This is a genomic window from Candidatus Effluviviaceae Genus V sp. (genome assembly GCA_014728125.1).
Lineage (GTDB): Bacteria > Joyebacterota > Joyebacteria > Joyebacterales > Joyebacteraceae > WJMD01.
This window is the reverse complement of the sequence record WJMD01000108.1, coordinates 1-21,571: the sequence shown is the minus strand read 5'-3', so window position 1 is coordinate 21,571 and position 21,571 is coordinate 1. Positions and strand designations below refer to the sequence as shown.

General features: G+C 68.2%; 18 protein-coding genes and 1 tRNA gene. 15 read left to right on the top strand and 4 right to left on the bottom strand.

Annotation, left to right across the window (positions count from 1 at the left end; all coding sequences use genetic code 11):
• Positions 1–5: 5 nt before the first annotated feature.
• The 9 genes from pgk to GF405_06580 all read left to right on the top strand — a co-directional run bounded on the left by pgk (position 6) and on the right by GF405_06580 (position 9,881).
• Entirely contained in the window at positions 6–1,208 is a 1,203-nt protein-coding gene (gene pgk, locus GF405_06620; protein ID MBD3367831.1) for a phosphoglycerate kinase, read from the top strand.
• 57 nt (positions 1,209–1,265) lie between these two features.
• Positions 1,266–2,027 (top strand): triose-phosphate isomerase, encoded by a 762-nt coding sequence (locus GF405_06615; GenBank protein MBD3367830.1) that lies wholly within the window; start codon positions 1,266–1,268, stop codon positions 2,025–2,027.
• A 50-nt stretch (positions 2,028–2,077) separates the two neighbouring features.
• Positions 2,078–2,491, top strand: coding sequence for a preprotein translocase subunit SecG (gene secG, locus GF405_06610; GenBank protein ID MBD3367829.1), 414 nt, complete (start codon positions 2,078–2,080; stop codon positions 2,489–2,491).
• Between the two features lie 34 nt (positions 2,492–2,525).
• A tRNA-Leu gene (locus tag GF405_06605) sits at positions 2,526–2,612 on the top strand.
• Between the two features lie 82 nt (positions 2,613–2,694).
• Entirely contained in the window at positions 2,695–3,360 is a 666-nt protein-coding gene (locus GF405_06600; protein MBD3367828.1) for a hypothetical protein, read from the top strand.
• A gap of 63 nt (positions 3,361–3,423) precedes the next feature.
• Entirely contained in the window at positions 3,424–7,086 is a 3,663-nt protein-coding gene (locus GF405_06595) for a T9SS type A sorting domain-containing protein (GenBank protein ID MBD3367827.1), read from the top strand.
• A gap of 2 nt (positions 7,087–7,088) precedes the next feature.
• Positions 7,089–7,388, top strand: coding sequence for a hypothetical protein (locus GF405_06590; protein ID MBD3367826.1), 300 nt, complete (start codon positions 7,089–7,091; stop codon positions 7,386–7,388).
• A gap of 34 nt (positions 7,389–7,422) precedes the next feature.
• On the top strand, positions 7,423–8,457 hold the full coding sequence (locus tag GF405_06585) for a PorV/PorQ family protein (GenBank protein ID MBD3367825.1): 1,035 nt from the start codon (positions 7,423–7,425) through the stop codon (positions 8,455–8,457).
• 95 nt (positions 8,458–8,552) lie between these two features.
• Positions 8,553–9,881 (top strand): hypothetical protein, encoded by a 1,329-nt coding sequence (locus GF405_06580; GenBank protein ID MBD3367824.1) that lies wholly within the window; start codon positions 8,553–8,555, stop codon positions 9,879–9,881.
• 227 nt (positions 9,882–10,108) lie between these two features.
• Here GF405_06580 and GF405_06575 read toward each other — a convergent pair whose 3' ends face one another.
• Positions 10,109–11,626, bottom strand: a complete 1,518-nt coding sequence (locus GF405_06575; GenBank protein ID MBD3367823.1) for a transglycosylase SLT domain-containing protein — start codon at positions 11,624–11,626, stop codon at positions 10,109–10,111.
• A 199-nt stretch (positions 11,627–11,825) separates the two neighbouring features.
• On the opposite strand from GF405_06575, the gene GF405_06570 reads away from it, so the two are divergent.
• From GF405_06570 to GF405_06560, 3 genes are all read left to right on the top strand, one after another.
• A complete protein-coding gene (locus GF405_06570) occupies positions 11,826–13,208 on the top strand; it encodes a diguanylate cyclase (protein MBD3367822.1) in 1,383 nt (460 codons plus the stop codon).
• Between the two features lie 140 nt (positions 13,209–13,348).
• Positions 13,349–13,630, top strand: a complete 282-nt coding sequence (locus tag GF405_06565; GenBank protein MBD3367821.1) for an Lrp/AsnC family transcriptional regulator — start codon at positions 13,349–13,351, stop codon at positions 13,628–13,630.
• A 68-nt stretch (positions 13,631–13,698) separates the two neighbouring features.
• On the top strand, positions 13,699–14,010 hold the full coding sequence (locus GF405_06560) for an MTH1187 family thiamine-binding protein (protein ID MBD3367820.1): 312 nt from the start codon (positions 13,699–13,701) through the stop codon (positions 14,008–14,010).
• 8 nt (positions 14,011–14,018) lie between these two features.
• Here GF405_06560 and GF405_06555 read toward each other — a convergent pair whose 3' ends face one another.
• Positions 14,019–14,219, bottom strand: a complete 201-nt coding sequence (locus GF405_06555; protein MBD3367819.1) for a hypothetical protein — start codon at positions 14,217–14,219, stop codon at positions 14,019–14,021.
• Between the two features lie 113 nt (positions 14,220–14,332).
• Here GF405_06555 and GF405_06550 point away from each other — a divergent pair, with 113 nt between their 5' ends.
• Both GF405_06550 and GF405_06545 read left to right on the top strand, forming a co-directional pair.
• Entirely contained in the window at positions 14,333–15,610 is a 1,278-nt protein-coding gene (locus GF405_06550; protein MBD3367818.1) for a SpoIIE family protein phosphatase, read from the top strand.
• 167 nt (positions 15,611–15,777) lie between these two features.
• Positions 15,778–18,303: a DNA internalization-related competence protein ComEC/Rec2 gene (locus GF405_06545; protein MBD3367817.1), complete on the top strand. Its 2,526-nt coding sequence runs from the start codon at positions 15,778–15,780 to the stop codon at positions 18,301–18,303.
• Here the strand turns inward: GF405_06545 and GF405_06540 are convergent.
• The gene (locus GF405_06540; protein ID MBD3367816.1) at positions 18,194–19,471 is read right to left on the bottom strand and encodes a hypothetical protein; all 1,278 of its coding nucleotides are present in this window, start codon (positions 19,469–19,471) and stop codon (positions 18,194–18,196) included. The two genes, GF405_06545 and GF405_06540, sit on opposite strands and share 110 nt — an antisense overlap.
• Positions 19,447–20,706, bottom strand: a complete 1,260-nt coding sequence (locus GF405_06535; GenBank protein ID MBD3367815.1) for a hypothetical protein — start codon at positions 20,704–20,706, stop codon at positions 19,447–19,449. Before GF405_06535 ends, GF405_06540 begins: the two co-directional genes overlap by 25 nt.
• A 170-nt stretch (positions 20,707–20,876) precedes the next feature.
• Here GF405_06535 and GF405_06530 point away from each other — a divergent pair, with 170 nt between their 5' ends.
• On the top strand, positions 20,877–21,524 hold the full coding sequence (locus GF405_06530; GenBank protein ID MBD3367814.1) for a phosphoribosylglycinamide formyltransferase: 648 nt from the start codon (positions 20,877–20,879) through the stop codon (positions 21,522–21,524).
• Positions 21,525–21,571 lie beyond the last annotated feature (47 nt).

Sequence of the window (21,571 nt, the reverse complement as noted above, 5' to 3'; positions counted from 1 at the left end):
CCACGGTGGCCGGAAAGCTGCACGTCAAGGACATCCCTCTGGGGGGGAAGCGGGTGCTGACGCGCGTCGACTTCAACGTCCCGCTCGGGGACGACGGCTCGGTGGCCGACGACACGAGGATCGAGAGAGCGCTGCCGACGATAAGGAACATCGTTGAACGCGGCGGACGCGCCGTCCTCATGTCGCATCTCGGGCGCCCGAAGGGCCGTGTCGTCGACGACTACAGGATGAAGCCGGTCGCGGAGAGGCTGGAACGCCTGATCGACATGGCGGTGACGGTCGCTCCGGACTGCGTGGGTGACCGGACCGAGGCGGTCGTCGCCGGCATGCAGGACAGCGACATCGTTCTTCTTGAGAACCTGCGCTTCCACGCGGGCGAGACGGAGAACGCCTCCGACTTCGCGCGAAGGCTCGCGCGTCTGGGCGACGTCTACGTCGACGATGCGTTCGGCACGGCCCACCGCGCCCACGCGTCGACCGTCGGCGCCGCGGAGCTCTTCGACCGGCGGGCCATGGGCTTCCTGATCGAAAGGGAACTCGAGCACCTCTCGCTGGCCACCGAGTCTCCGAAGCGGCCCTACGCGGCGCTTCTCGGCGGAGCGAAGGTGTCCGACAAGCTCGGCGTCATCGACAACCTGCTGGCGCACGTCGACGTCTTCCTGATCGGCGGGGGTATGGCGTTCACGTTCCTCAAGGCCCGCGGCGTCGGGATCGGCGATTCGCTGGTCGAGGAGGACCTCATCGAGACCGCCTCGGATGTCCTCGGCAGGGTCGAGTCGGCCGGGAAGACGCTCCTCCTGCCAGCGGATGTCGTCGTCTCGAGCGACATCGACGACGAGAGCTCGGCCCGCGTGGTCACGGTCGCCGAGGGCGTTCCCTCCGGATGGAAGGGCCTGGATATCGGTCCGGAGACCGCGGGGATGTTCGCCGACGAGATAGCGAAGGCCAGCACGATCGTGTGGAACGGACCGATGGGCGTCTTCGAGAAACCGGCGTTCGCGAAGGGCACCCGCTCGGTCGCGGAGGCCGTGGCGGCCCGCACTGCACAGGGAGCCGTCAGCATCGTCGGCGGCGGCGACTCGGCCGCGGCCGTGGCCCGGGCGGGACTCGCCGGGAAGATGACGCACATCTCGACCGGCGGCGGCGCTTCGCTCAGGTTTCTCGAAGGCAAGCCGCTCCCCGGCATCGAGGTTCTGACAGACGTCTGAACACCGGGTCCACCGGGCCCGGGAACGGGGGGCCGCGCGAACGGGAGGAGACGAAGCGTGTCGAGGAGACCGATCGTCGCAGGTAACTGGAAGCTCCATAAGAACGCGGGGGAGACGCGGGAGACGATCCGCGAGCTCGCCTCGAACGTGGACGCGGCCGGCGGGACGTCGGCTGAGATCGTCGTCTGTCCGCCGTTCACCTCGCTCTCCGCGGCTGTCGAGGCCGCACGGGGAAGCGACATACTGATCGGCGCCCAGAACGTGTCCTCGGAGAGCTCCGGAGCCTTCACGGGCGAGGTTGCGAGCGAGATGCTCGAAGACCTCGGCGTCAGCTACGTCATCATAGGGCACTCCGAGCGGCGGTGGGTGTTCGGCGAGACCGACGACATGGTCAACGCCAAGCTCCGGAAGGTCCTGGACGGCGACCTCGTACCGATCGTGTGCGTCGGTGAGCGGCTCGAGGATAGAGAGGGCGGCAGGACGGAGGAGGTCGTACGGACCCAGGTGACCTCGGCCCTGAAGGGCATCTCGGAGGACGCCGCCGTGCGCGTGGTCATAGCCTACGAGCCCGTCTGGGCCATCGGCACCGGAAGGACGGCCACGCCGGAGCAGGCGGACGAGGTTCACCGCTTGATTCGCGACCTGATTCGTGCTAACTTTGGAGGTTGCGTCGCCGACGGCGTTCGCATACTCTATGGTGGCAGTGTGAAGCCCGGAAACGCCGGGGAGATCCTGTCGCAGAACGACGTCGACGGCGTTCTCGTGGGCGGCGCCAGTCTGGAGGCTGTTTCGTTCGCCCGGATCATCGAGAAGGCCTGAGCAGATTCAGAAGCCCCGCCTGAGGCGGGGGAGAGCGGAGGAGCAAGTCCATGGTCGGTCTGCTGCTGACACTTCACATTCTGATCAGCGCCGCACTGGTCGTCGTCGTCCTGCTCCAGTCGGGCAAGGGCGGCGGTCTGGCCGGCGCCTTCGGAGGATCCGGAGGCATGGGCGCCGTGTTCGGCGGACAGACGGCCGCTTCGCTCCTGACGAAGGCGACGCGCTATCTGGCTGTTGCCTTCATGGTCTCGTCCCTGACACTCGCTGTCGTGTCACGCGGCAGCACGATGGGCACCGTCGAGGGCGGGCTCGAGCGCCGCACCGGCACTGCCGCCAGTGCGACCGGCGGGGCCGTTCCGGTGGAGGGTCTGCCGAGCGGCGAACCCATGACCGACGAGACCCCGGTGCCGGCCGTTCCGGACGGCGGCGGAGAGGCACCTGTTGAGACGGAGGGCGGAGAGTAGCGCGAACCGGCGCCTCACGAGGCGCGACATATGTGCCCGGATGGTGGAACTGGTAGACACGCCATCTTGAGGGGGTGGTGGGCCTTTGCCTGTGCGAGTTCGAGTCTCGCTCCGGGCACCACTCGATACGTCGGCCCCGTGGGGGCCGTGACGGACGACGGCGGAACGCGATGCGTTCCGTCGTTCTGTTTCTGGGGGAGCATATGCCCGGCACGACGGCGGAGAGGATTCGGTGCATGGAACGTGCGCTCTTCGCGGTCTACGGGCCGCAGGGCTGGTGGCCGTCGCGGACGGACTTCGAGACGGCCGTCGGGGCCGTGCTGACCCAGGGGACCGCCTGGCGCAACGTCGAGCGCGCCGTTGCCGCGCTCGGGGATGCAGACCTTCTGTCGCCCGCCGGCATCGCCGGTGCCGATCCCGAACGGCTCGAGACGCTCATCCGGCCGGCCGGCTTCTCCAGGAGAAAGGCGCGCACGCTCAGGTCGCTGGCCGGGCTGGCGGGCGCGTCGTCCGACGGGTTCAGGGAACTCCTCGAGCGACCCGCCGCGGAACTCCGTCAGCAGCTCCTGGGCGTCTGCGGCATCGGCCGGGAGACTGCCGACTGCATCCTGCTCTACGCGTCCGGGCGTCCGGCCTTTCCCGTCGATACGTACGCCCGGCGCGTCGTCGGTCGTCACGGCATCCTGCCCGCCCGGTCGTCGTACGAGACGCTGTCGGCGTCCGTACGGACCGCGCTCGGCGACGATGTGACGATCCTCGGGGAGTTCCATGCGCTCATCGTGCAGGTCGGCAAGCACCACTGCGGCGCCTCGCCCCGCTGCGGCGGCTGCCCCCTGGAGTATGATCTGCCGGCGCCGCGAAGCGCGTGAATACCGCTCAGTCGAGGGGCGTCTGACGCTTGACACGGCCCCCTCCAGGGTCCAAGCTAGTACATGAGGACCGAGACCGGACCGACGCCTCCAGGTGCGCCGGACGGCGTCGTGTCACCTCATTCCGGATTGGAGCCGACGCGCATGCGGAGGCCTTTGATAGCCCGATTCCTGTTCGTGACCCTGGCCGCAGCGTTCCTTTCGGGCGCGGCGGCGGACGGTCACGCCGCCATACATGAACACGTGGTCACCGTCAACGAGAGAGACCTCACATTCTCGTCGGCGGACGGTTACGTCGTCGTGCGTCTCGAAGGGGCCGACCTCGTGAGGGAACCGGGGCTCCCCGAGCTGCCGGTCGTACCCGTCACCATCGCCCTGCCGGGTGCTTGCGACGTCCTTGGCGTCTCCGTCCGGAGCGCCGAGACCACCGAGCTTCTGCGGCGCGCCCGCATCCGACCGGCGCAGCCGCCGGCCATTCTGCCGATCCCGGGCCGCGATGTCGCGCTGCCCTCGTTCGTTGCTCCGGACCCGTCGGTCTACGGAACCGGGTCACCCTGGCCGGAGAATCCCGTCGACTTCAATGGGACCGGGCACTTCTCGGGACGCACGCTGGTCGACCTCGCCGTTCGCCCGCTCCAGTACATCCCGTCCGACGGAAAGCTCCGACTGTTCACGCGGCTCGTTCTGGAGATCGAGTACGAGGGCACGGACACCGTCCCGGATCTCGGCCCCCATCCCGCCACGACACGTACTCTGACGAAGGTCGCCGCCAACGGGGCCACGCTCCCGGCCGGCGCGAGTTCGCGGCCGGGGCGCGACAGTCATCTCACACCGGGCGACCACGAGTACGTCATCGTGTGCGGAAGCGGATACGTCGATATCTTCCAGCCGCTGGCCGACTGGAAGACAAGGAAGGGCGTACCGGCCACGACCGTCGAGTGGCAGTGGATCGACGCAACCTACGACGGAGCGGACGGGGCCGAACGGCTGCGCAACTTCATCATAGACGCCAGAGCGACCTGGGGGACCGTGTGGTTCCTCCTGGGCGGAGAGCCGTCTCTCGTGCCCGTCCGCCGGGCGTACGCGATGACCTCAGAGGCGGGGATGCACGCGGACGAGGACGCCCTCGCCTGCGATCTCTATCTCTCGGACCTCGACGGAGACTGGAACGCCGACGGCGACGACACCTTCGGCGAGATCGAGGACGCGATCGACCTCTACCCGGATGTCTACGTGGGCCGCGCCTCCGTCAAGAACACGGCCCAGGCCGAGGCCTTCGTCGAGAAGACGCTCCGCTGGGAGCGGGACCCGCTGTCCGGCTATCAGCTCGACATGCTGATGGCGGCCGAGGTGCTCTGGAGCGATCCGTTCACGGACTCGGGCATCGCGCTCAACTGGATCGACAACGAGTCCATACCACCGCGCTACGATCCCATCACGAAACTCTACGAGACGCTGGGGAACGAGTCGGGAGCGTCGGTGACCGACGCGCTGAACGCCGGACCCGGGCACTTCCTGCACAGCGGACACGCCTGGTACACTACGATGGGGTGCGGCGACGGCGCCATCTACCGGTGGGAGATCTACGACCTGACGAACGCGGACGAGCAACCGCTCGTCTATTCGATCGGCTGCTGGCCCGCCGCCTTCGACCTGACGGACGAGTGCATCGCCGAACGCTTCATCGGAAGCCCGAACGGCGGAGCGGTCGCCTTCATCGGGAACTCCCGCTACGGGTGGGCGTCCCCGGGCAACCCCGGGTACGGCTATTCCGAGCGTTTCATGCAGGCATTCTACCGGGCCGTCTTCGTCGACGGTCTGAGCTCGGCGGGACAGGCACTCGCCGCCGCCAAGGCATCCATGGTCCCACTCTCGCGGGCCGAGAACGTGTACCGCTGGCATCAGTACGAGGTCAACCTCCTCGGCGATCCGGAGCTTCCTGTCTGGACCGACGTCCCCAGGCCGCTCACGGTCTCCCATCCCGACACGCTCCCGGCCGGACAGTCGATCCTCGAGGTCGCCGTCCGGTCCTCTCAGGGACCGGTGGAGGGGGCGCTCGTCTGCGCGATGAACGGCCTCGACGCGTACGAGAGAGGGCACACGGACCAGAGCGGCTCCGTTCTGCTGCCGCTCAATCTCTCGACCCCCGACAGTGTCTCGATCACCGTCACGGCGCCGGACCACATGCCGTACGAGGGCGTCATCCCGGTCGCCGTGTCCGGCGCCTTCCTGCGCGTCGCCTCCCACGAAACCGATGACTCGGTCGGAGGCAACGGCGACGGGCTCGCCGGACCGGGTGAGACCGTTGAGGTGACCGTCTCCCTCGAGAACGTGGGTACAGAGACGGCGGACGCCGCGGACCTCACCGTCGCAGGAGACGACCCCTGGGTCAGCGTGGCGACCGCCGACGCCGACCTCCCGCCCGTCGACCCTGGAGAGACCTCATCGCCGGGGACGCCGTTCGTTCTGACCGTTCTTCCTGAGGCACCGGACGGACACGTCGCCACCTTCGACGTGACCGCCACCGACTCGAGAGGGAGTTCCTGGGTGGGCTCCTTCAACGTGACGGTCGCCGCACCCCGCCTTGTCGCCGGACTCTATTCGATCGACGACGCGGTCGGCGGCGACGGCGACGGGATCCTCGAGCCCGGGGAGTCGGCCGCTCTGATGGTCGACGTGACGAACCTCGGTGGAGCCGTTGCGCTGGACCCGCTGGCCACCGCGTGGACGTTCGACGATGAGATCCTCCTGGTCGACGATTCGGCCGACGTCGGGGACATCGGCCCGCAGGAGACAGGCAGGCCGGTCTTCTCGCTCGACGTGGACGAGCACTGCGCGCCCACGCACGTCGCCGAGGTCGTCCTCGAGTTCGAGACCGCCGACGGCTTCACGGACATCGATACGCTGCACGTCGCGGTCGGCACGGCCGGGATCGAGGACGACTTCGAGAGCGGAGCGCCCGGGTGGAGCCACGGCGGCGCGAACGACCTGTGGACGCTGAGCGAACTCCGCGCACGATCGGGCTCCATGAGCTGGTACTGCGGCGATCCGGCGACCGCGGAGTATACGAACAACATGGACGCGTCACTCATCTCGCCCGAGGTCGTGCTGGGGGAGGAGAGCGAACTCGCGTTCTGGGCGTGGTGCGAGTTTCCGATCTACCACGAGGACGGCCTCTTCGTGGAACTCGTAGGGACGGACGGAGCGGTCGACACACTCGACTTCATCGGAAGCGGCGGGGCGCTCGGTGAGCTCGGTTCGATCGGAAACGACTGGCTGGAGTACCGGTACGCCGGTCTCGGCGAGCCGGGCGACACGGTCCGAGTACGCTTCAGGTTCCATTCGGACGGTTCGGAGGTCGTCGAGGGCGTTCACATCGACGACGTCTCGATCGTCACGGTCTCCGGGTCGACCGGAACGTCGGTTCCCGGCGGGACGATGCCGGAGCCCATGGCGCTGCTCCACCAGAACTCGCCGAACCCGTTCACGCCGTCGACGACCATTCGCTTCACGACGCCGTCACCCGGGCATGTCGTCGTCGCCGTCTACAATGTCCAGGGGCGCCTGATCAAGACGCTGCTCGACGACTACGTCGGCGCGGGGGAACACGCCGTCGTGTGGGACGGCCGGGACGAGCTCGGCGGCGAGATCGCGGCCGGGGTCTACCTCTACCGTCTGTCGTACGGCGGTCGTGAGGAGTCCCGGAAAATGCTGTTGGTGAGATAGCCATGGACGCCATCGCGCCGCAACCCTACGGCGAGATCAGGATCAGTGAGGAGGACGAGAGGCTCCGGAACCTGAGCGAGTCGACGCTCCGGTTCATGCATGACCACGGAGTGCTGCTGGAGGAGAGGCTGCGGGAACAGAGCCGGTATCTCGGGTTCCTTGTCGAGGAGGAGTACGACCTCGTGAACGCCATGAGGCTCTCCGAGCGTCGCGCCTCCGTCGGACGGAACGTCAGAGTCGCCGGACGGCGCGTCGAGACCATCAGGGCCGAGATCGTGCGCCGTTCGGTCGAGAGTCCCTGACACCCCGCTTTCCGCTTTACAGGCTGGAAAAGGCATGCTACAAAGAGGGGACATGAGACGAGCATACGGTCGAGGCGTGCCGACGCCGCGCGCCGCGCATACGTGTATCCTCGTCGGCCTCATGCTGGTCGCGACCATGGCGACGGTTCCGGATGAGGCCGATGCCGCCAACAAGTACGCCGGCGAGTTTCTGACCCACGGGGTCGGAGCCCGCCCGCTCGGCATGGGCAGCGCCTTCGTGGCGGTCGCCGACGACGTCACGGCCGGCTACTGGAATCCGGCGGGCCTCGCCGATCTGCCGGAGGGAGCCCGCTACGCGCAGCTCATGCACTCGGAGACGTTCGGAGACGTCGTCAACTACGACACCGGCGCCTACGTGATGAACCCGTGCGGATGGGAGGGGGCCGTCGGCGTCACGATCGTGCGCCTGGCGATCGACGACATCCCGTTCACGGACTTCGAGAGCGATGAGGAGAGAATCTACTACGACGCCGCCCGGATCGACTGGGAGAGCGACGCCGAGACCGCCCTGCTTCTGTCGTACGCCAGAAGGACGTCCGACAGACTGAGACTCGGCGGCAGCCTCAAACTCATCTGGAAAAGCGTCGGGGAGTACAACTGCTACGGAGTCGGCTTCGACGTCGGAGGCAAGTACGACCTCTGGGACCACGTGACACTGGGTCTCGCGATACAGGACGTCACGACCACGTTTCTCGCGTGGGACACGAAGGAACGTGAGCAGATCATGCCGACGGCGAAGATCGGCGCGGCCTACGTGAGGCCGGTGGCCTCGATGAACGGTGTGCTGACGCTTGCGGCCGACGCCGACGTGCGGTTCGAGGACCGACTGCTGGCCGACGAGTACCACGTCGGGCCCGTGTCGGCCGACACGCACTACGGCGTCGAGTTCGTCTACCGGGAGATGGTCGGTGTCCGCGCCGGTCTGGCGATGGGGCAGTTGACCGCGGGGGCGGGTCTGAACCTCGGCGGCTTCACCGTCGACTACGCCTTCGGGAAGCACGAGTATCTTGATTCGAGTCACAGAGTGTCGGCGGCGTACGCATTCTAGGGCGCCGCAGGGAAGCGACGCAGGAAGAGAGACCGGACGACAGGAACGGCCCCGCGAGCGGGGCTTGAGAACCACCCCCCGGGAGGAGAGGGATAATGAGGATCGTCCACGACAGGAGGCTGTTCGCGGCGCTCATCGCGCTCGCGGCCCTTGCGGCGTTCGCCGTGACCGGGTGCGAGAAGGACCTCATGGAGGCCGACGAGCTTCCGCCGACGGGCAGTCAGATCACGAGTCCGTCCAACGGTACCAGCCTCTCCAGCCGTGTCATCAGCGTTCTCGGCTGGGCTGAGGTGGGGGCCACGGTCGACATCTACGTCGACGGCGTTCTCGAGGGAACCGGAACCGCCAACGTGTACCAGGACGACGAGGACAACACACAGTACGGCCGGTTCACCGTGCCGAACATCGACCTCGGCGAGGAGGGTGAGAAGACGATCCGCGCCGAGATCACCGACACGGTCGGCAACGAGGCGGACCCGCTCGAGATCACGGTGACCCTCGACACGACGGCGCCGCCCGCCGAGCTCGAGCACATCACCGACTCGACGTACAAGGACTCGCTGGGCTGGTGGGAAACCGGCGTGACGCGGCTGCAGGCGGTCGGACGGACCGACGTCACGTCGTCGACCCGCCGCGTTCGCTTCGGCATCAACGAGTTCGCGGCGACCGAGGCCGATACGTACGAGGTCGCCGGCGGTCCGGACTCCGTCAGGTTCTGGGTGCCGATGAACGCGCCCGTCCTGACCGAGGAGTCGCCCCAGGACACGGTCACCTACTATCTCGAGGCGATCGACGACGCGGGCAACATCGGATCCGAGCGGTTCGAGATCCTCTGGGTCGTCGAGGGCAAGGACACCACGCTCGTCTGGGACGACGGCGACTACGGCCAGTTCTCGAACTACATCACCGGCCGTCAGGACTGGGAGGCCGCGGTACTCTTCCAGGCGCCTACCTGGGCCAACTACGTGACCGAGATCCACTACTACATCATGAACGACGACCAGGACAATCCGGACGATCCGGAGGCGCCGACAACGGAAGCGTTCTCGGCCCGCGTGTACTATCCCACGTCGCCCGACAGCCCGCAGCCCGGGGAGGTTGCCAACGGCATCGGCGCCAACACGGGCGACCTCTATCCTGAGGACGCGTGGCTCGAGTTCCCGCTGCCGGAATCGGTCGACATCACGAGCTTCACGTCGTTCCCGAACAAGCAGTTCTTCGTCGGCATGCGCTGGGAGTCGCGCTTCAACCCGCGCCTCGGCTACGACATCGACGAGCCGATCGACTACAAGAGCTACATCAAGGACCTCGGCGGCGATTGGGTACTGGATGCCCGAGACCTGATGATCCGCGCGGTCGTCTCAGACATCCCCTCGGGCAGAGGAAGGACGGCGGTGATCCTGCCGCAGTCTCACTCGCGGTAGGAGTTCGGCGGCAGTGGTACCGGCGTGGTCGGAACCGCGCCGGGCCGGGCGGTCGTGTCACCCGCGCGGGTGCGGCGGCCGCACGACCGTCGGCGAACCGACGAACTGAAGAGGAAGAAGACGACCCCGGGCCGATGGCCCGGGGTCGTTGTTGTCTCAGGTCGCCTGCCGTCCTTGTCCGAGGCTCCTGCCGGCGGTCCGCAGGACCGATCCGGCCTCGCCGCGTCCTACATCGGGATCCTGATCCGGTCGCCGGGGTAGATGCGCGAGTGCCAGCTCAGCCCGTTCGTCCTGAGCACCTGCCGCGTCGAGCGCCCGTGCCTCCGGGCGATCGAGCTGATGGTGTCGCCGCGCTGGACCACATACTCGATGTACCCGCCGTCGCCCGACTCGACGGCGCCGACAGGTATCACCAGGAAATCACCGGCGCGGATCCGGCTGGGATTCGAGATGCTGTTCGTCGATGCGATAGCGTGGACGCTGGTCCCATAGGCGCGGGCGATGTCCCACAGCGTCTCGCCGCGGGCGATCCGGTGCCGCTGCCATGAGACCCGTTCCTCCCTTGGGATCGCGTGGAGCCCGGCCAGCGTCCTGTCGCCCGTACCGACCGGGACACGGAGGGTCGTCGGTCCGCTGCTCGGGGCCGTGCACCAGCGCCTGAGTGCGGGGTTGAGCTCGCGTACCGCGTCGACCGACACACCGGCCACGCGTGCGATGACGTCGAGGTCGAAAGCCCCGTCGACCAGGATCGTGTCGTACTCCAGCGGAGGCTCCGGGGTGCAGCCTGTGAAGCCGTGCTTCTCAGGATCGCTGCCGATGATGAGCGCCGCCATGAACTTGGGAACGAAGTTCTCGGTCTCCCTGGGAAGATCGAGGCACCAGAAGTCGTGGCACCCCGGTCTCCGCCTCCGGGCGCGTGCAACGCGTCCCTCGCCCGAGTTGTAGCCGGCCAGCGCGAGTTCCCAGGAACCGAACATCCCGTAGAGGTCCCTCAGGTACTCGCAGGCGGCCCGCGTCGCCTTCTCGGGGTCTCTCCGCTCATCGACCCACCAGTCGACGCGCAACCCGTGCATTCTGGCCCTGCTCGAGATGAACTGCCACATTCCGGAGGCGTGTGCCCGCGAGTAGGCCTTCGGGTTGAACCCACTCTCGATCATCGCGAGGAAGAAAAGCTCGGATGGGAGCCCGTGCTCCTCGAGCATCTGCTCGATCATGGGGCGGTACTTCGAGCTCCGGGAGAGCCACCGAGACATCTGCGACCGGCCTCTGCCCTGGAAGTAGTCGAGCCACTTCTCGACGCGGGCATTGACGACCGGCTCGATCACCGGCCTCAGCGGCGGCTCAGGGACCTCCGCATCGGCGGCGTCGACGACCGTCGTGTCCACCCGGGCGGGCGCCTCGACCACCTCGACGGGCGCGTCCCTCGTACCGATGATCTCCAGGAAGTAGTCGATCCGCTTCGTGAGGCTCGCAGCATCGGACCGCTCGGCACGAGAACCGGACGCGGCACCCGACACGGCGCGCTCCGCCCTTCGAAGGAGAACGGAGGCCTGGTCCCACTCGTCGAGCACGTAGTGACCGAGGGCGTCCCTGTAGAGATGCTCGGCCCGCGCCAGCGAATCGGCGGGGGCCCCCGTGACCGGCGACCGGGAGACAGGGTCTCCCGACGGCGGCTGCGTCGTGGAGCAGCCGGCCACGACGCCGACGAGCATGAGAAGCACCAGAAGTCGCATGAGTCGTCTCATGGCGTGACAGGATAAACGACGACCGGCGGACCGTGCAAGTCGTTTCCTCGAAACGCTGCCCGGATCAGCGTGCCCGACGTGGTCCGGCGCCCGCCGGCACCGTTCGTGCCGTTGATTGTTCCTTGACAATCAGGTAGCATCTTTGAAAGAAGTGTTCCGAAACCCCCTTACGTTACACTTGCCCGGCGTGGATGCGCGCATGAGAAAGTCCTCCACAACCGCGCGGGAGCTGCTCGAGCATCTCATCTCTGTCGATCTCCTGGATGCCGAGGGCCTCCGTATCTACCGCAGCCTTCTGACGGCCGACGAGGAGGCGGCGCGGCAGGGTCTCGCGTGGCTGCTGGACCATCTCTGTGAGCTCGGATACGCGCGCCGGACCGCGCGAACGGTCTCCAACGGAGCGGTCCGCGAAACCTATCAGAACCTGACGACCCTCGATTCGATCACGCTCGAACTGCCGCGGGCGGACGCTGCCGTCCCGAAGCAGCCGCCTGCGACGGATGCGCCCGACCGTGCCCCCGAACGGCCTCCGGACCGCGGCTCGGAGGGGGTGGACGTGCCGGGTGCCGCGTCGCTTCCGGCCGAGTTCCTGGACGCGGTCGCGGCATCGAGCAGGCGCGTCGACCTCGCCGGGTCGCTCAGTCATCTCTACGACCTTCTGAAGAGGACCGTCGGCTACGAGCACATCGCCGTCTTCATGTCGAAGGGGCTCGTCGCCTCGACCGTCGGGACCTCGAGCGAGCTCGACGACGTCTTCCGATGGCCTCCCGGAGCCCGCGTGACGCCGGAGTTCCTGAAGACGCGCGTCGAGGAGTCCGGTCGGCCGGTCTCCATCCCGGACCTGGGCTCGGACAGGAGGCTCCAGCGTTTCCTGCCGAGCGATGCGCACGGCTCTCTCGTGGCCGCCCCTCTCTTGGCGGAGGGCTACGTCTACGGCCTCCTCGAGCTCTGGAGCGAGCAGCCGTCGGCCTACGGCGAAGACGACGTCGCGACGATCGACTTCGTCGCGCGCTTCGCCGGGGGCCTCATCAAGAGACGCCTCGAGGTCGAGGAGCTCATCTTCGTCGACCAGGCGAGCCAGATCCACAACAGGCGCTATTTCGAGGAACAGATCACACGAGAGATGGAGCGCTGCAAGCGTACGGGACAGGCCATGGCCCTGCTCATGGCCGATCTTGACGGCTTCAAACAGGTCAACGACGACCTCGGCCACGCGGCCGGCGACAGCATCCTCAGACAGGTCGCGCGCGTCCTGGCCGAGAACGCCCGCCAGGTGGACATCGTCGCCCGCTACGGGGGAGAGGAGTTCGCGGTCATCCTCCCGAACGTCTCGCGGGACAGCGCCTACGCCGTGGCCGAGCGTATCAGGCGCACGGTCGCAGAGCAGCAGTTCGTCACCGGGAACGAGAGCGAGCCCACGCGACGCGTGACGGTGAGCATCGGCGGGGCGCTCTATCCGCTCGACGCGAAGTCGCGTGCCGATCTCCTCGACAAGACCGACCGCATCGCCCTCTACTCGGCCAAGCGACAAGGGAAGAACCGCGTCGTCTTCTGGGACGAGGTCGCTCAGACCGAGGATTGAGACCCGAGCGATGTCCCTCTCACCAGCGACCCGTTGAGCCTCGTTGTTGACAGCGCCCCCCTCCATCGTAGATGCTCCACAGGGAAGCGCGTCCGGGCGGACGCGCCTCACAACGAACCGCCTGAACGCGGCGGGGACGGATCTCGCATGCAAGGAGGGTCTTCGTGGCACGCGCGTACGTCAAGGTCAACGTGGCAGCAGGCAGGGAACGCGAGGTGAAGGACGCGCTACTGGCGCGCGATGAGGTTCAGTCGGCCGATCTCACGAGCGGCGACCAGGACATCATCGCCCTGGTCGAGGCCAGGAGCTTCGACGAGCTGCTCGATCTGACACTCAATCAGCTCAGGACGATCGACGGCGTCACGGGCACCGTGACGAACCTCGTGATCGACAAGGACGAGGAGCCGCCTCAGATCGGATGAGGCCCGCCGGCGTCGAGGCCGAGGGTGTCGCTCCGGACGCAGGTGTCGTGAAAGGAGAAGGAACTACCATGGCTGTGGCAATGGTCAGTATCGTCCCGGTGGGTACCCCCGACGCCAGTCTGAGCTCCTACGTCGCGCAGTGTGTCGACATCGTTGAGAAGAGCGGTCTCACGTACGAGCTCACACCGATGGCGACCATCATCGAGGGAGACCCACGGCGCATCTTCGACGTGGTTCTCGAGATGCACGAGAGCGTCTTCAGCGACAGGATCGTTCGCGTGCTGACGAAGATCTCACTGGACGACCGAAGGGACAAACAGCTGACGATGAAGGGCAAGCTGGCGTCGGTACGCCGGAAGCGGGGAGAGCGGACGGACTGACGATTCGCTCAGTCGGCAGAGAGGACCGCCACGGGCTCGGCGGTCTCCGCCAGGCGGCGGCGTTCACGACGCTCACCGACGAACACCACGACGGCCGCACCGAGGATGACGGCATCGGCCACGAGCAGGATGAACGGGACCGTCAGGCAGAAGGTCGTCGACAGAAACACCGGCACGGCAATGCCCAGAACCTTCGCAGTCAGACTCACTGGCCTCCTCCTTGCCGATCGCGCTCAGAAGCCCCTACGGATGGGCCGGTACATCATGCTCGAGCTCTCTCACACACTTCATCGTATCACAAACTGAACACGCTGTCAAGAAAATGAGCAATCAAACGGAACGGCCGGACAGCTCGAGCATCGACCGGTACCGAACGCTTCTCGAGGCGGTCAAGACGATCACGTCGACGCTCAACGTCGAGACGATCCTCGAACGCCTGCTGTACCTCACGCACCGCATCCTCGGATTCGAGTACTGTACGATCCTGCTCATAGGGCGTGACGGCGAGACGCTCGATGTCGCTGCGCGGTACGGCTATCCAGACTCGATCGTCCAGAGCGTCGAGCTCAAGGTGGGAAAGGGGCTGACGGGACGCGTGGCACAGACGGGGCAGCCGATCGTCGTGCCGGACGTCTCCGTGGAGGACCGCTACCTCGACGGCCTTCGGGGTGCCCGCTCCGAGCTCGTCGTGCCGATGGTGTTCCGCGGACGCGTGATCGGGGTGGTCGACGTGCAGAGTCCAGAGCTCGACGCCTTCTCACCGGAGTCGAGTGAGTTCCTGTCCGCCCTCGCCGCCGTGGCGAGCGTCGCCATCATCAACGCCAGGAACCACGAGGCGGCCATCGCCAGCCGCGATGAAGCGCTCAAGCGCCGCGAACTCGAACACCAGATCAACCTCGGACGCACGATCCAGGAACGGCTTCTGCCGGAGAGCGACCCCCTGGTCGAGGGATACGAGATCGCGGGCATGAACCTCCCCAGCCAGACGATCAGCGGCGACTACTTCGACTACATCGAACTTCCGAACGGACATCTCGGCATCGCCGTCGCCGATGTGTCAGGAAAGGGCATCCCCGCCGCACTTCTCGCGGCGGCGCTCCAGGGGACCCTGAGATCCCACGTCGAGAACCTCTACTCGATCTCCACGATCATGCAGCGGGCGAACAACGCGCTCGCGAGGAGCACGCCGCCCGACACGTTCGCAACGCTCTTCTACGGGGTTCTCGACCCTTCGGGTGAACTCACCTACGTCAACGCGGGGCACAACCCGCCCATCCTGCTCCGTGACGACGGGACGACTGAGCGGCTGACCACGGGAGGGACCGTGCTCGGCATGTTCGCCGGCGCCGTGTACAAGCACGATCGCGTCAGGTTTCGTCCCGAGGAATATCTGGTCATCTTCACGGACGGTCTGAGCGAGTCTCAGCAGGGCGACGAGCTCTTCGGTGACGGTCGCGTGATCGAAACCGCGCGGCGCGCCCGCGGCGCGCCCGCCCGCGTCATGGCGTCGCTCCTGATCACCGAGGCCGACGCCTTCGCGGGCGCCGGGACGCCGGTCGACGACATGACGGTCGTCGTGGCCCGGCGCCTCGCCGGCTGAGCCACGACGTGGTTCCCCGCCTCGCCGGCTGAGCCACGACGTTGTCCCGCGCCTCGCCGGCTGAGCCACCGGACACGCTGACGTTCCCGTCGACCGCGCCGCCGGGCACGGCCGTTGCTTACTGTTGCGCTCTTCGACGCCCCGCCGCCCCGTTCGGTCCCTTCGAGATGATCGAGCATCGAGGCCGTATGCCGGCCGTACCGGCCGCCCTGGCGCTTGCCGCCGGCACGGCCGCCGCCTCGCACGGCCTGCCCCCGGTGCCAACGGCGTTGACAGCCGGGCTGTGCATCCTTGCGGCTCTCATGTACGTCGTTGCCGGTCGCAGAACAGCCTGGGGGCGCCTCCGGTCGGGACAGCTCCTTCTGGACGCCGCGGCGCTTGTCGCGCTGGCCGGCGCGGGGGCGCTCAACGCGTCGGTCCGACTGGACCGGGTCGCTCCCGACGACGTATCGCTCCATGCGGGCTCGCCAACCCTCGTGGTCTCGGGTCGTGTCGTGGAAGCGCGGTCCAGAGGCGGGGAAGGCTTTCGGACCGTCGTCTCGGTCGACACGCTGGGTCGCGCTCCCTCAACTTCCGCCGTAGGCGGACACGTGTGGGTCACGTCGCTCAGCGGCGCTCCGCCGCCCAGGGGAACGCGAGTCCGGCTCCGCGGCTCGCCGCATCGTCCCAGGGGCAGGACGAACCCCGGGGCGTTCGACTTCGCAGCCTATCTCCGTTCCCGCGGCATCCATCTGACGATGACGGCCAGGTCGGTCGAGCGTCTCGACGAACCCGGAACCGTCGCAGATCGGATCCGCGACCGGCTCGAGCGGGCGCTGGCCCGGCGGTTCGATGAGCGGACATCGGCGGTCCTCCGGGGGCTGATGCTGGGCGCATCGGACCGCATGGCCGAGGAACGCGTCGAGGCCTTTCGTCGTTCGGGAACGGTGCACGTGCTGGCCGTCTCCGGCCTCCACGTCGGCATGATCGCTCTGATGATCCGGACGGTCCTCCGCGCTCTGAGGACGCCGCGCCGGCTCGCCTCGCTGGCGGCCGTGTGCGTTCTCCCGCTTTTCGTGGGCGTTGTCGGCGCGAGGCCGTCGGCCGTCAGGGCGTCGGTCGGGGCGGCCGCGCTCGTCGCGGCCGCGCTCGCACAGCGCAGAAGCAGCGGGGCCAACACGATCGCGCTCGCGGCCCTCGCCATCCTGATCGCACGACCGGGCGACGTCCACGACCTCGGCTTCCGGTTGTCCTTCGGCGCGGCGACGTCGATCATCGTTCTCTTCCGGACTTTCCGCAGACGCGCCCGCACGCTCCTCAGGAACACGGGGATCGCCGCCCGCGTCGCCGACGGGCTGGCGCTGTCGGTCGCCGCGCAGCTCGGCGTGGCCCCGGTGCTGCTGGCGAGTTTCGGCGAGATCTCGGTCGTGTCCCCGATCACGAATCTCCTGGCCGTGCCGCTGGCGGGCGCGTCGCTCGCATGCGGCCTGATGACGGTCGCCGCGGACGTCTTCGTCCCTTGCGCGGCGCACGTCCTCTCGGGTGCGGCGTGGGCGTCGACGGCCGCACTGTCCTGGGTCGCGGAGCGGGCGGCGGCGCTATCGTGGGCGGTCCTGCGTCCCGGCACGAACGCCGCGTTCCCGGCGGCGCTCCTTGCAGTCGCCGCGGCGTTCGGAGCGCGGCGGCGCTTTGCCCGTGCGTCCGCCGCGGCCGCCGTGGCGGTGCTCGTGAGCCTGCTCTGCACTCTCGCGGAACCTGGCAGGACGTCGAGCCGTGTCACGTTCTACGACGTTGGACAGGGGGACGCCGCCCTGCTCGAACTCAGGGGCGGGCTTCGCGTCCTCGTCGATGCGGGTCCCCCTGGACCCGGACGCGGGGCCGGACGGGCCGTCATCGTGCCGCACCTGACCCGACGCGGCGTCTCCAGACTTGACGCCATCGTCGTGACGCATGCACACGCCGACCACTACGGCGGCGCCGGCCACGTCATGCGCTCCGTGGAGGTCGGTCGTCTGATCGTCCCGCCTGGACGCTCCGGGTCGGCGGAGCTCGAGCGGACGCTCACGGTGGCGGGAAGCCTGGGGATCCCGGTTCACGAGATCGCGCGGGGCGAGACGATCGTGGCAGCACCCGGGGGACCGTTCCTGGTCGCGCTCTGGCCCGACACCGCCGCGGCGCGCGGCGCGTCGGAGAACGACGCCTCGGTCGTCGCACTCCTGCGGGACGGTGTGACCGACGTGCTTCTTGCCGGGGATATCGAGCAGACGGCCGAACGGCGCCTGACCGACCGGGGACTGCCGTCGGGCATCGGCGCCCTGAAGGTGGCGCACCACGGCTCATCGTCCTCCTCGCGATCGAGCTTCCTCGCGTGCGTCGGCCCGAGCGTCTCGGTCATATCTGTCGGCCGGGGGAACCGGCACGGCCATCCCGACCCGGGTGTCATCGAGCGCCTGCGACGTGCCGGGTCGGTCGTCCTCCGGACGGACGTCGATGGAGCCGTCCTACTCGACATCGCCAAAGGCGCGATGACGGTCCGCACGGTCGGCAGCGACCTCCGGATAGAGCGGGTCCGTGCGGACTCGAGAGGAACGGCCGGTCAGGGTGTCAGCGGGCGAGGAGTGGCAGGGGCTCATCGAGCGGGCCGACGACGACGACGGAGCATCCGGACGGGTCGAGCAGCCTGTGTGCGGCCTCAAGAACACTGTCTCCCGTGACGTCGTCGAGAAGCCCGGGATATCGTTCGTCGTAGTCGAAGCCGAGACGATAGCGCTCGATGCGGATGAGGGATGCGGCTCTGGCCTCGGTCGTCTCGCGCTCCAGGATCCTCCGCCCCTTGAGAAAGGCCCGCGCCGCGTCGAGCTCCTCATCGGACGGCGGCACGCCGACCGCTCGACGAAGCTCGCCGCCGACGGCCTCGAGAGCGGCTCGGACCCGGTCGGGGGCGGTGGCCGTGTAGACCGAGACGAGCCCCGGGTCGACGCCGGCCGAGCCCACGAGGTCTCCCTCGACCATGTAGGCAAGACCGTCGCCCTCGCGGAGCCGCGCGGCCAGACGGGAGGCGAAGCCGGCGCTGTCACCGAAGATCACATCGAGCACGCACGCGGGAAGATACAGCGGATCGGTCCGCCGTATGCCGCGCGCGCCAACGGCCAGATGCACCTGCTCGCTCTCGCGACGGATCAGCCTGCTCTCGGGCGGCACCGGCGGGGGAGCCGGCACCGGCGGGTCCTCCGAGGGCGCGGTCCGCCGCTCCAGGTCCCCTGCAGCGGCGAACACGGCGTCACGGTCGAACCGGCCCGCGACGGCGAGAAGCGCTCTGTCGAGCCGGTAGCCCCGAGCGTGGAAGCGCCTCACATCTTCGACGGTCGCGCCGCCGACGCCGTCGGCCGTGCCGATGCCCGCGCGGCCGCGGGGATGGTCACCGAACACCAGTCGGAACAGAGCCCGCTGGGCGACGACGTACCTGTCGTCGTCCTCCTCCTCGATCTCCCGCAGGAGCCTGCGCTTCGAACGCTCGACGGCAGCGGGCTCGAGCGTGGGACGAAAGGCCATCTCGGCCACGAGACCGGCGAGTTCGTGAACGGTGTCGCCCAGGCCCGTCGCGACGATCCGACATGCCTCGTAGCCGGTCAGAACGTCGACCGAGCCGCCCAGGGAATCGATGGCCCACGCGAGCTCAGGTCCCGGGCGTTCACGCGTGCCCTCGAGCAGAGCGTCCGCCGCGAGGGTCGCAAGCCCGTCCCGGCCGGCGGGTTCCCGCCTGGTCCCCGCGAGAACGGAGAGGACGACCGAGGCGACCGGCGACTCGGGTATCAGCTCGGTCAGGACAATGAGACCCGAGGGCATGACGTGCCGCTCTACGCTGCGCGGGGGCGGAGCCATACGACGTTCCTCCTGTCGGGCGTCAGATACCGCCCGACGACCCTCACGAGGTCGTCGGGGCCGACCCGCTGTACGGCCCGGTCAAAGGCGATGCCCTTCTCCCATCCGCCGAGGAGCTCCCAGAAGGCGAGGGCCCCGGCCAGCCCCAGCGCCGACTCCCTGTTGAGCGCGAGGTCGGCCGAGATGAGGGTCCTGGCCTTGTCCATCTCACGGTCAGCGGGCGGGTCGGCAACGACGCCCGCCACGCTGTCAAGGAGGTCGCGCTCGAACGTGCGTTCGTCCACGTCCGACAGGACGCTGGCGCTCAACTGAAAGAGACCGGGGTCCGTGTCGAGATGCCGGACGGCCGAGACCTCCGTTGCCATGCCGCCGTCACCGACGAATCTCCGGAAGAGCCTCGAGCTTCGACCTGAGGAGAGGAGCGCCGTCAGAACCTCGAGCGCCGGGCTGTCCTCGTGGGGGGCCTCGGGGCAGTGATACGAGACCATGCACTGCCGCGAGACGCCCGGCAGCTGCACGACCCGGCGCCGGGGGCGCTGCTGCTCGGGTTCACGGAGAACGGGCGGAGGCTCTCCGCCGGACGCGAGGATGCCGCCGAAGAGCTGCTCGACCGACGTTCGGACGGCGTCGTGCTCGATGCCCCCGGCGACGGCGACTATCGCGCGGCCCGGGACGTAGTAGGAGTCGTAGAACCGCCGAACGTCGTCGAGCGACATGCGCTCGAGATCCTCCCGACGCCCCGCCACCGGTCGACCGTAGGGGTGGACCGTATAGGCCAGCGCCGCCGCGCTCTCGTCGAGCACCGCGTCCGGGTCGTCCGAGAGCATCGAGCGCTCCTCGATGGCAACGCGACGCTCTGTCTCGAAAGCGGCAGGCTCGAAGAGACAGCCGCACATCCTGTCGGCCTCGATCTCGAGCGGCACGCGCCAGTGCTCTCTCGGCATGGCGAAGTAGTAGGCTGTGTAGTCGGCCGTCGTCACGGCGTTGTTGACGCCGCCGAGCTTGCCGGTCGTGGCGTCGATCCAGCCCTGCGGACGGTCCTTCGTTCCCCGGAAGAGCATGTGCTCCGTCAGATGCGCGACCCCGCAGAGGTCGGCCGGCTCGTGGAGGAGTCCGGCCCTGTAGAGGACCAGAACGGCCGCCACGTCGGAGTGCTCCTGCCTGGCGGTCAGGATCTCGAGACCGTTCTCGAGCCTCGTGCGCCGCACGTCCTGTCCGGATGGCACCGGTTGCATACCGTCTCCGACACGGGAGGGTCCGAATGCGCCGCGGCCGGCAACCTCTGCTCGACGGCGGGGCCGGACGATCCGCGGCGCTTGACTCAGCGAACGGAGCGACCTTATGCTCGCTCAGACCGGGCGTCAAGCGCCTTCGCCCTCACGACACCGTCCTCGGGAGGTTCCGGATGAAACGACTCCGCACGGGGGTCCTCGCTTCCGGCCGCGGCTCCAATCTCGGCGCGATCCTGGAGCGGTCACGGAACGGGGCGATCGACGTCGACGTCGCGGTCGTCATCTCGGACGTCCAGGACGCGAAGGCCCTCGACCGCGCCCGTGAGGCCGGCGTCCCGGCCTTCCATCTCGAGCCCGGGGGATTCAGAACCAGGCTGACGCCGGACGCCGAGGCGGAGTACATCAGGGTACTCGACGAGCACGAGGTCGACGTCGTGGCGCTCGCCGGGTTCATGCGGATCCTCCACGACACCTTTCTCAGGCACTACGAGGGGAGGATCGTCAACATCCATCCGTCGCTCCTTCCGTCGTTCCCGGGACTCGATGCACAGCGGCAGGCCTTCGATTACGGGGTCAAGTGGTCCGGCTGCACGGTCCACTTCGTTGACGCCGGCGTGGACACCGGACCGATCATCCTCCAGAAGACCGTTCCCGTGCTCGCGGGCGACAGCGCTGAGACACTGGCCGCGAGGATCCTCGAGAAGGAGCACGAGGCCTACCCGGAGGCGCTCCAGCTCATGGCCGAGAAACGCCTGAGCATCGAGGGGAGGCGCGTGATCGTCGCGCCCCCGGAGACAGCGCGGCGGAGCGAGGAGCCATGACCACCGCGGCAAATCGGCTCCCGCCCGCGGACCACCGGGCTGGGGGG

Bases quoted from the DNA above. Each gene is read 5' to 3' on its own strand.
- secG (MBD3367829.1), top strand. From the start codon at position 2,078: ATGGTCGGTCTGCTGCTGACACTTCACATTCTGATCAGCGCCGCACTG.
- GF405_06600 (MBD3367828.1), top strand. From the start codon at position 2,695: ATGCCCGGCACGACGGCGGAGAGGATTCGGTGCATGGAACGTGCGCTC.
- GF405_06595 (MBD3367827.1), top strand. From the start codon at position 3,424: ATGAGGACCGAGACCGGACCGACGCCTCCAGGTGCGCCGGACGGCGTC.
- GF405_06590 (MBD3367826.1), top strand. From the start codon at position 7,089: ATGGACGCCATCGCGCCGCAACCCTACGGCGAGATCAGGATCAGTGAG.
- GF405_06585 (MBD3367825.1), top strand. From the start codon at position 7,423: ATGCTACAAAGAGGGGACATGAGACGAGCATACGGTCGAGGCGTGCCG.
- GF405_06580 (MBD3367824.1), top strand. From the start codon at position 8,553: ATGAGGATCGTCCACGACAGGAGGCTGTTCGCGGCGCTCATCGCGCTC.
- GF405_06575 (MBD3367823.1), bottom strand. From the start codon at position 11,626: ATGAGACGACTCATGCGACTTCTGGTGCTTCTCATGCTCGTCGGCGTC.
- GF405_06570 (MBD3367822.1), top strand. From the start codon at position 11,826: ATGAGAAAGTCCTCCACAACCGCGCGGGAGCTGCTCGAGCATCTCATC.
- GF405_06560 (MBD3367820.1), top strand. From the start codon at position 13,699: ATGGCTGTGGCAATGGTCAGTATCGTCCCGGTGGGTACCCCCGACGCC.
- GF405_06550 (MBD3367818.1), top strand. From the start codon at position 14,333: ATGAGCAATCAAACGGAACGGCCGGACAGCTCGAGCATCGACCGGTAC.
- GF405_06545 (MBD3367817.1), top strand. From the start codon at position 15,778: ATGATCGAGCATCGAGGCCGTATGCCGGCCGTACCGGCCGCCCTGGCG.
- GF405_06540 (MBD3367816.1), bottom strand. From the start codon at position 19,471: ATGGCTCCGCCCCCGCGCAGCGTAGAGCGGCACGTCATGCCCTCGGGT.
- GF405_06535 (MBD3367815.1), bottom strand. From the start codon at position 20,706: ATGCAACCGGTGCCATCCGGACAGGACGTGCGGCGCACGAGGCTCGAG.
- GF405_06530 (MBD3367814.1), top strand. From the start codon at position 20,877: ATGAAACGACTCCGCACGGGGGTCCTCGCTTCCGGCCGCGGCTCCAAT.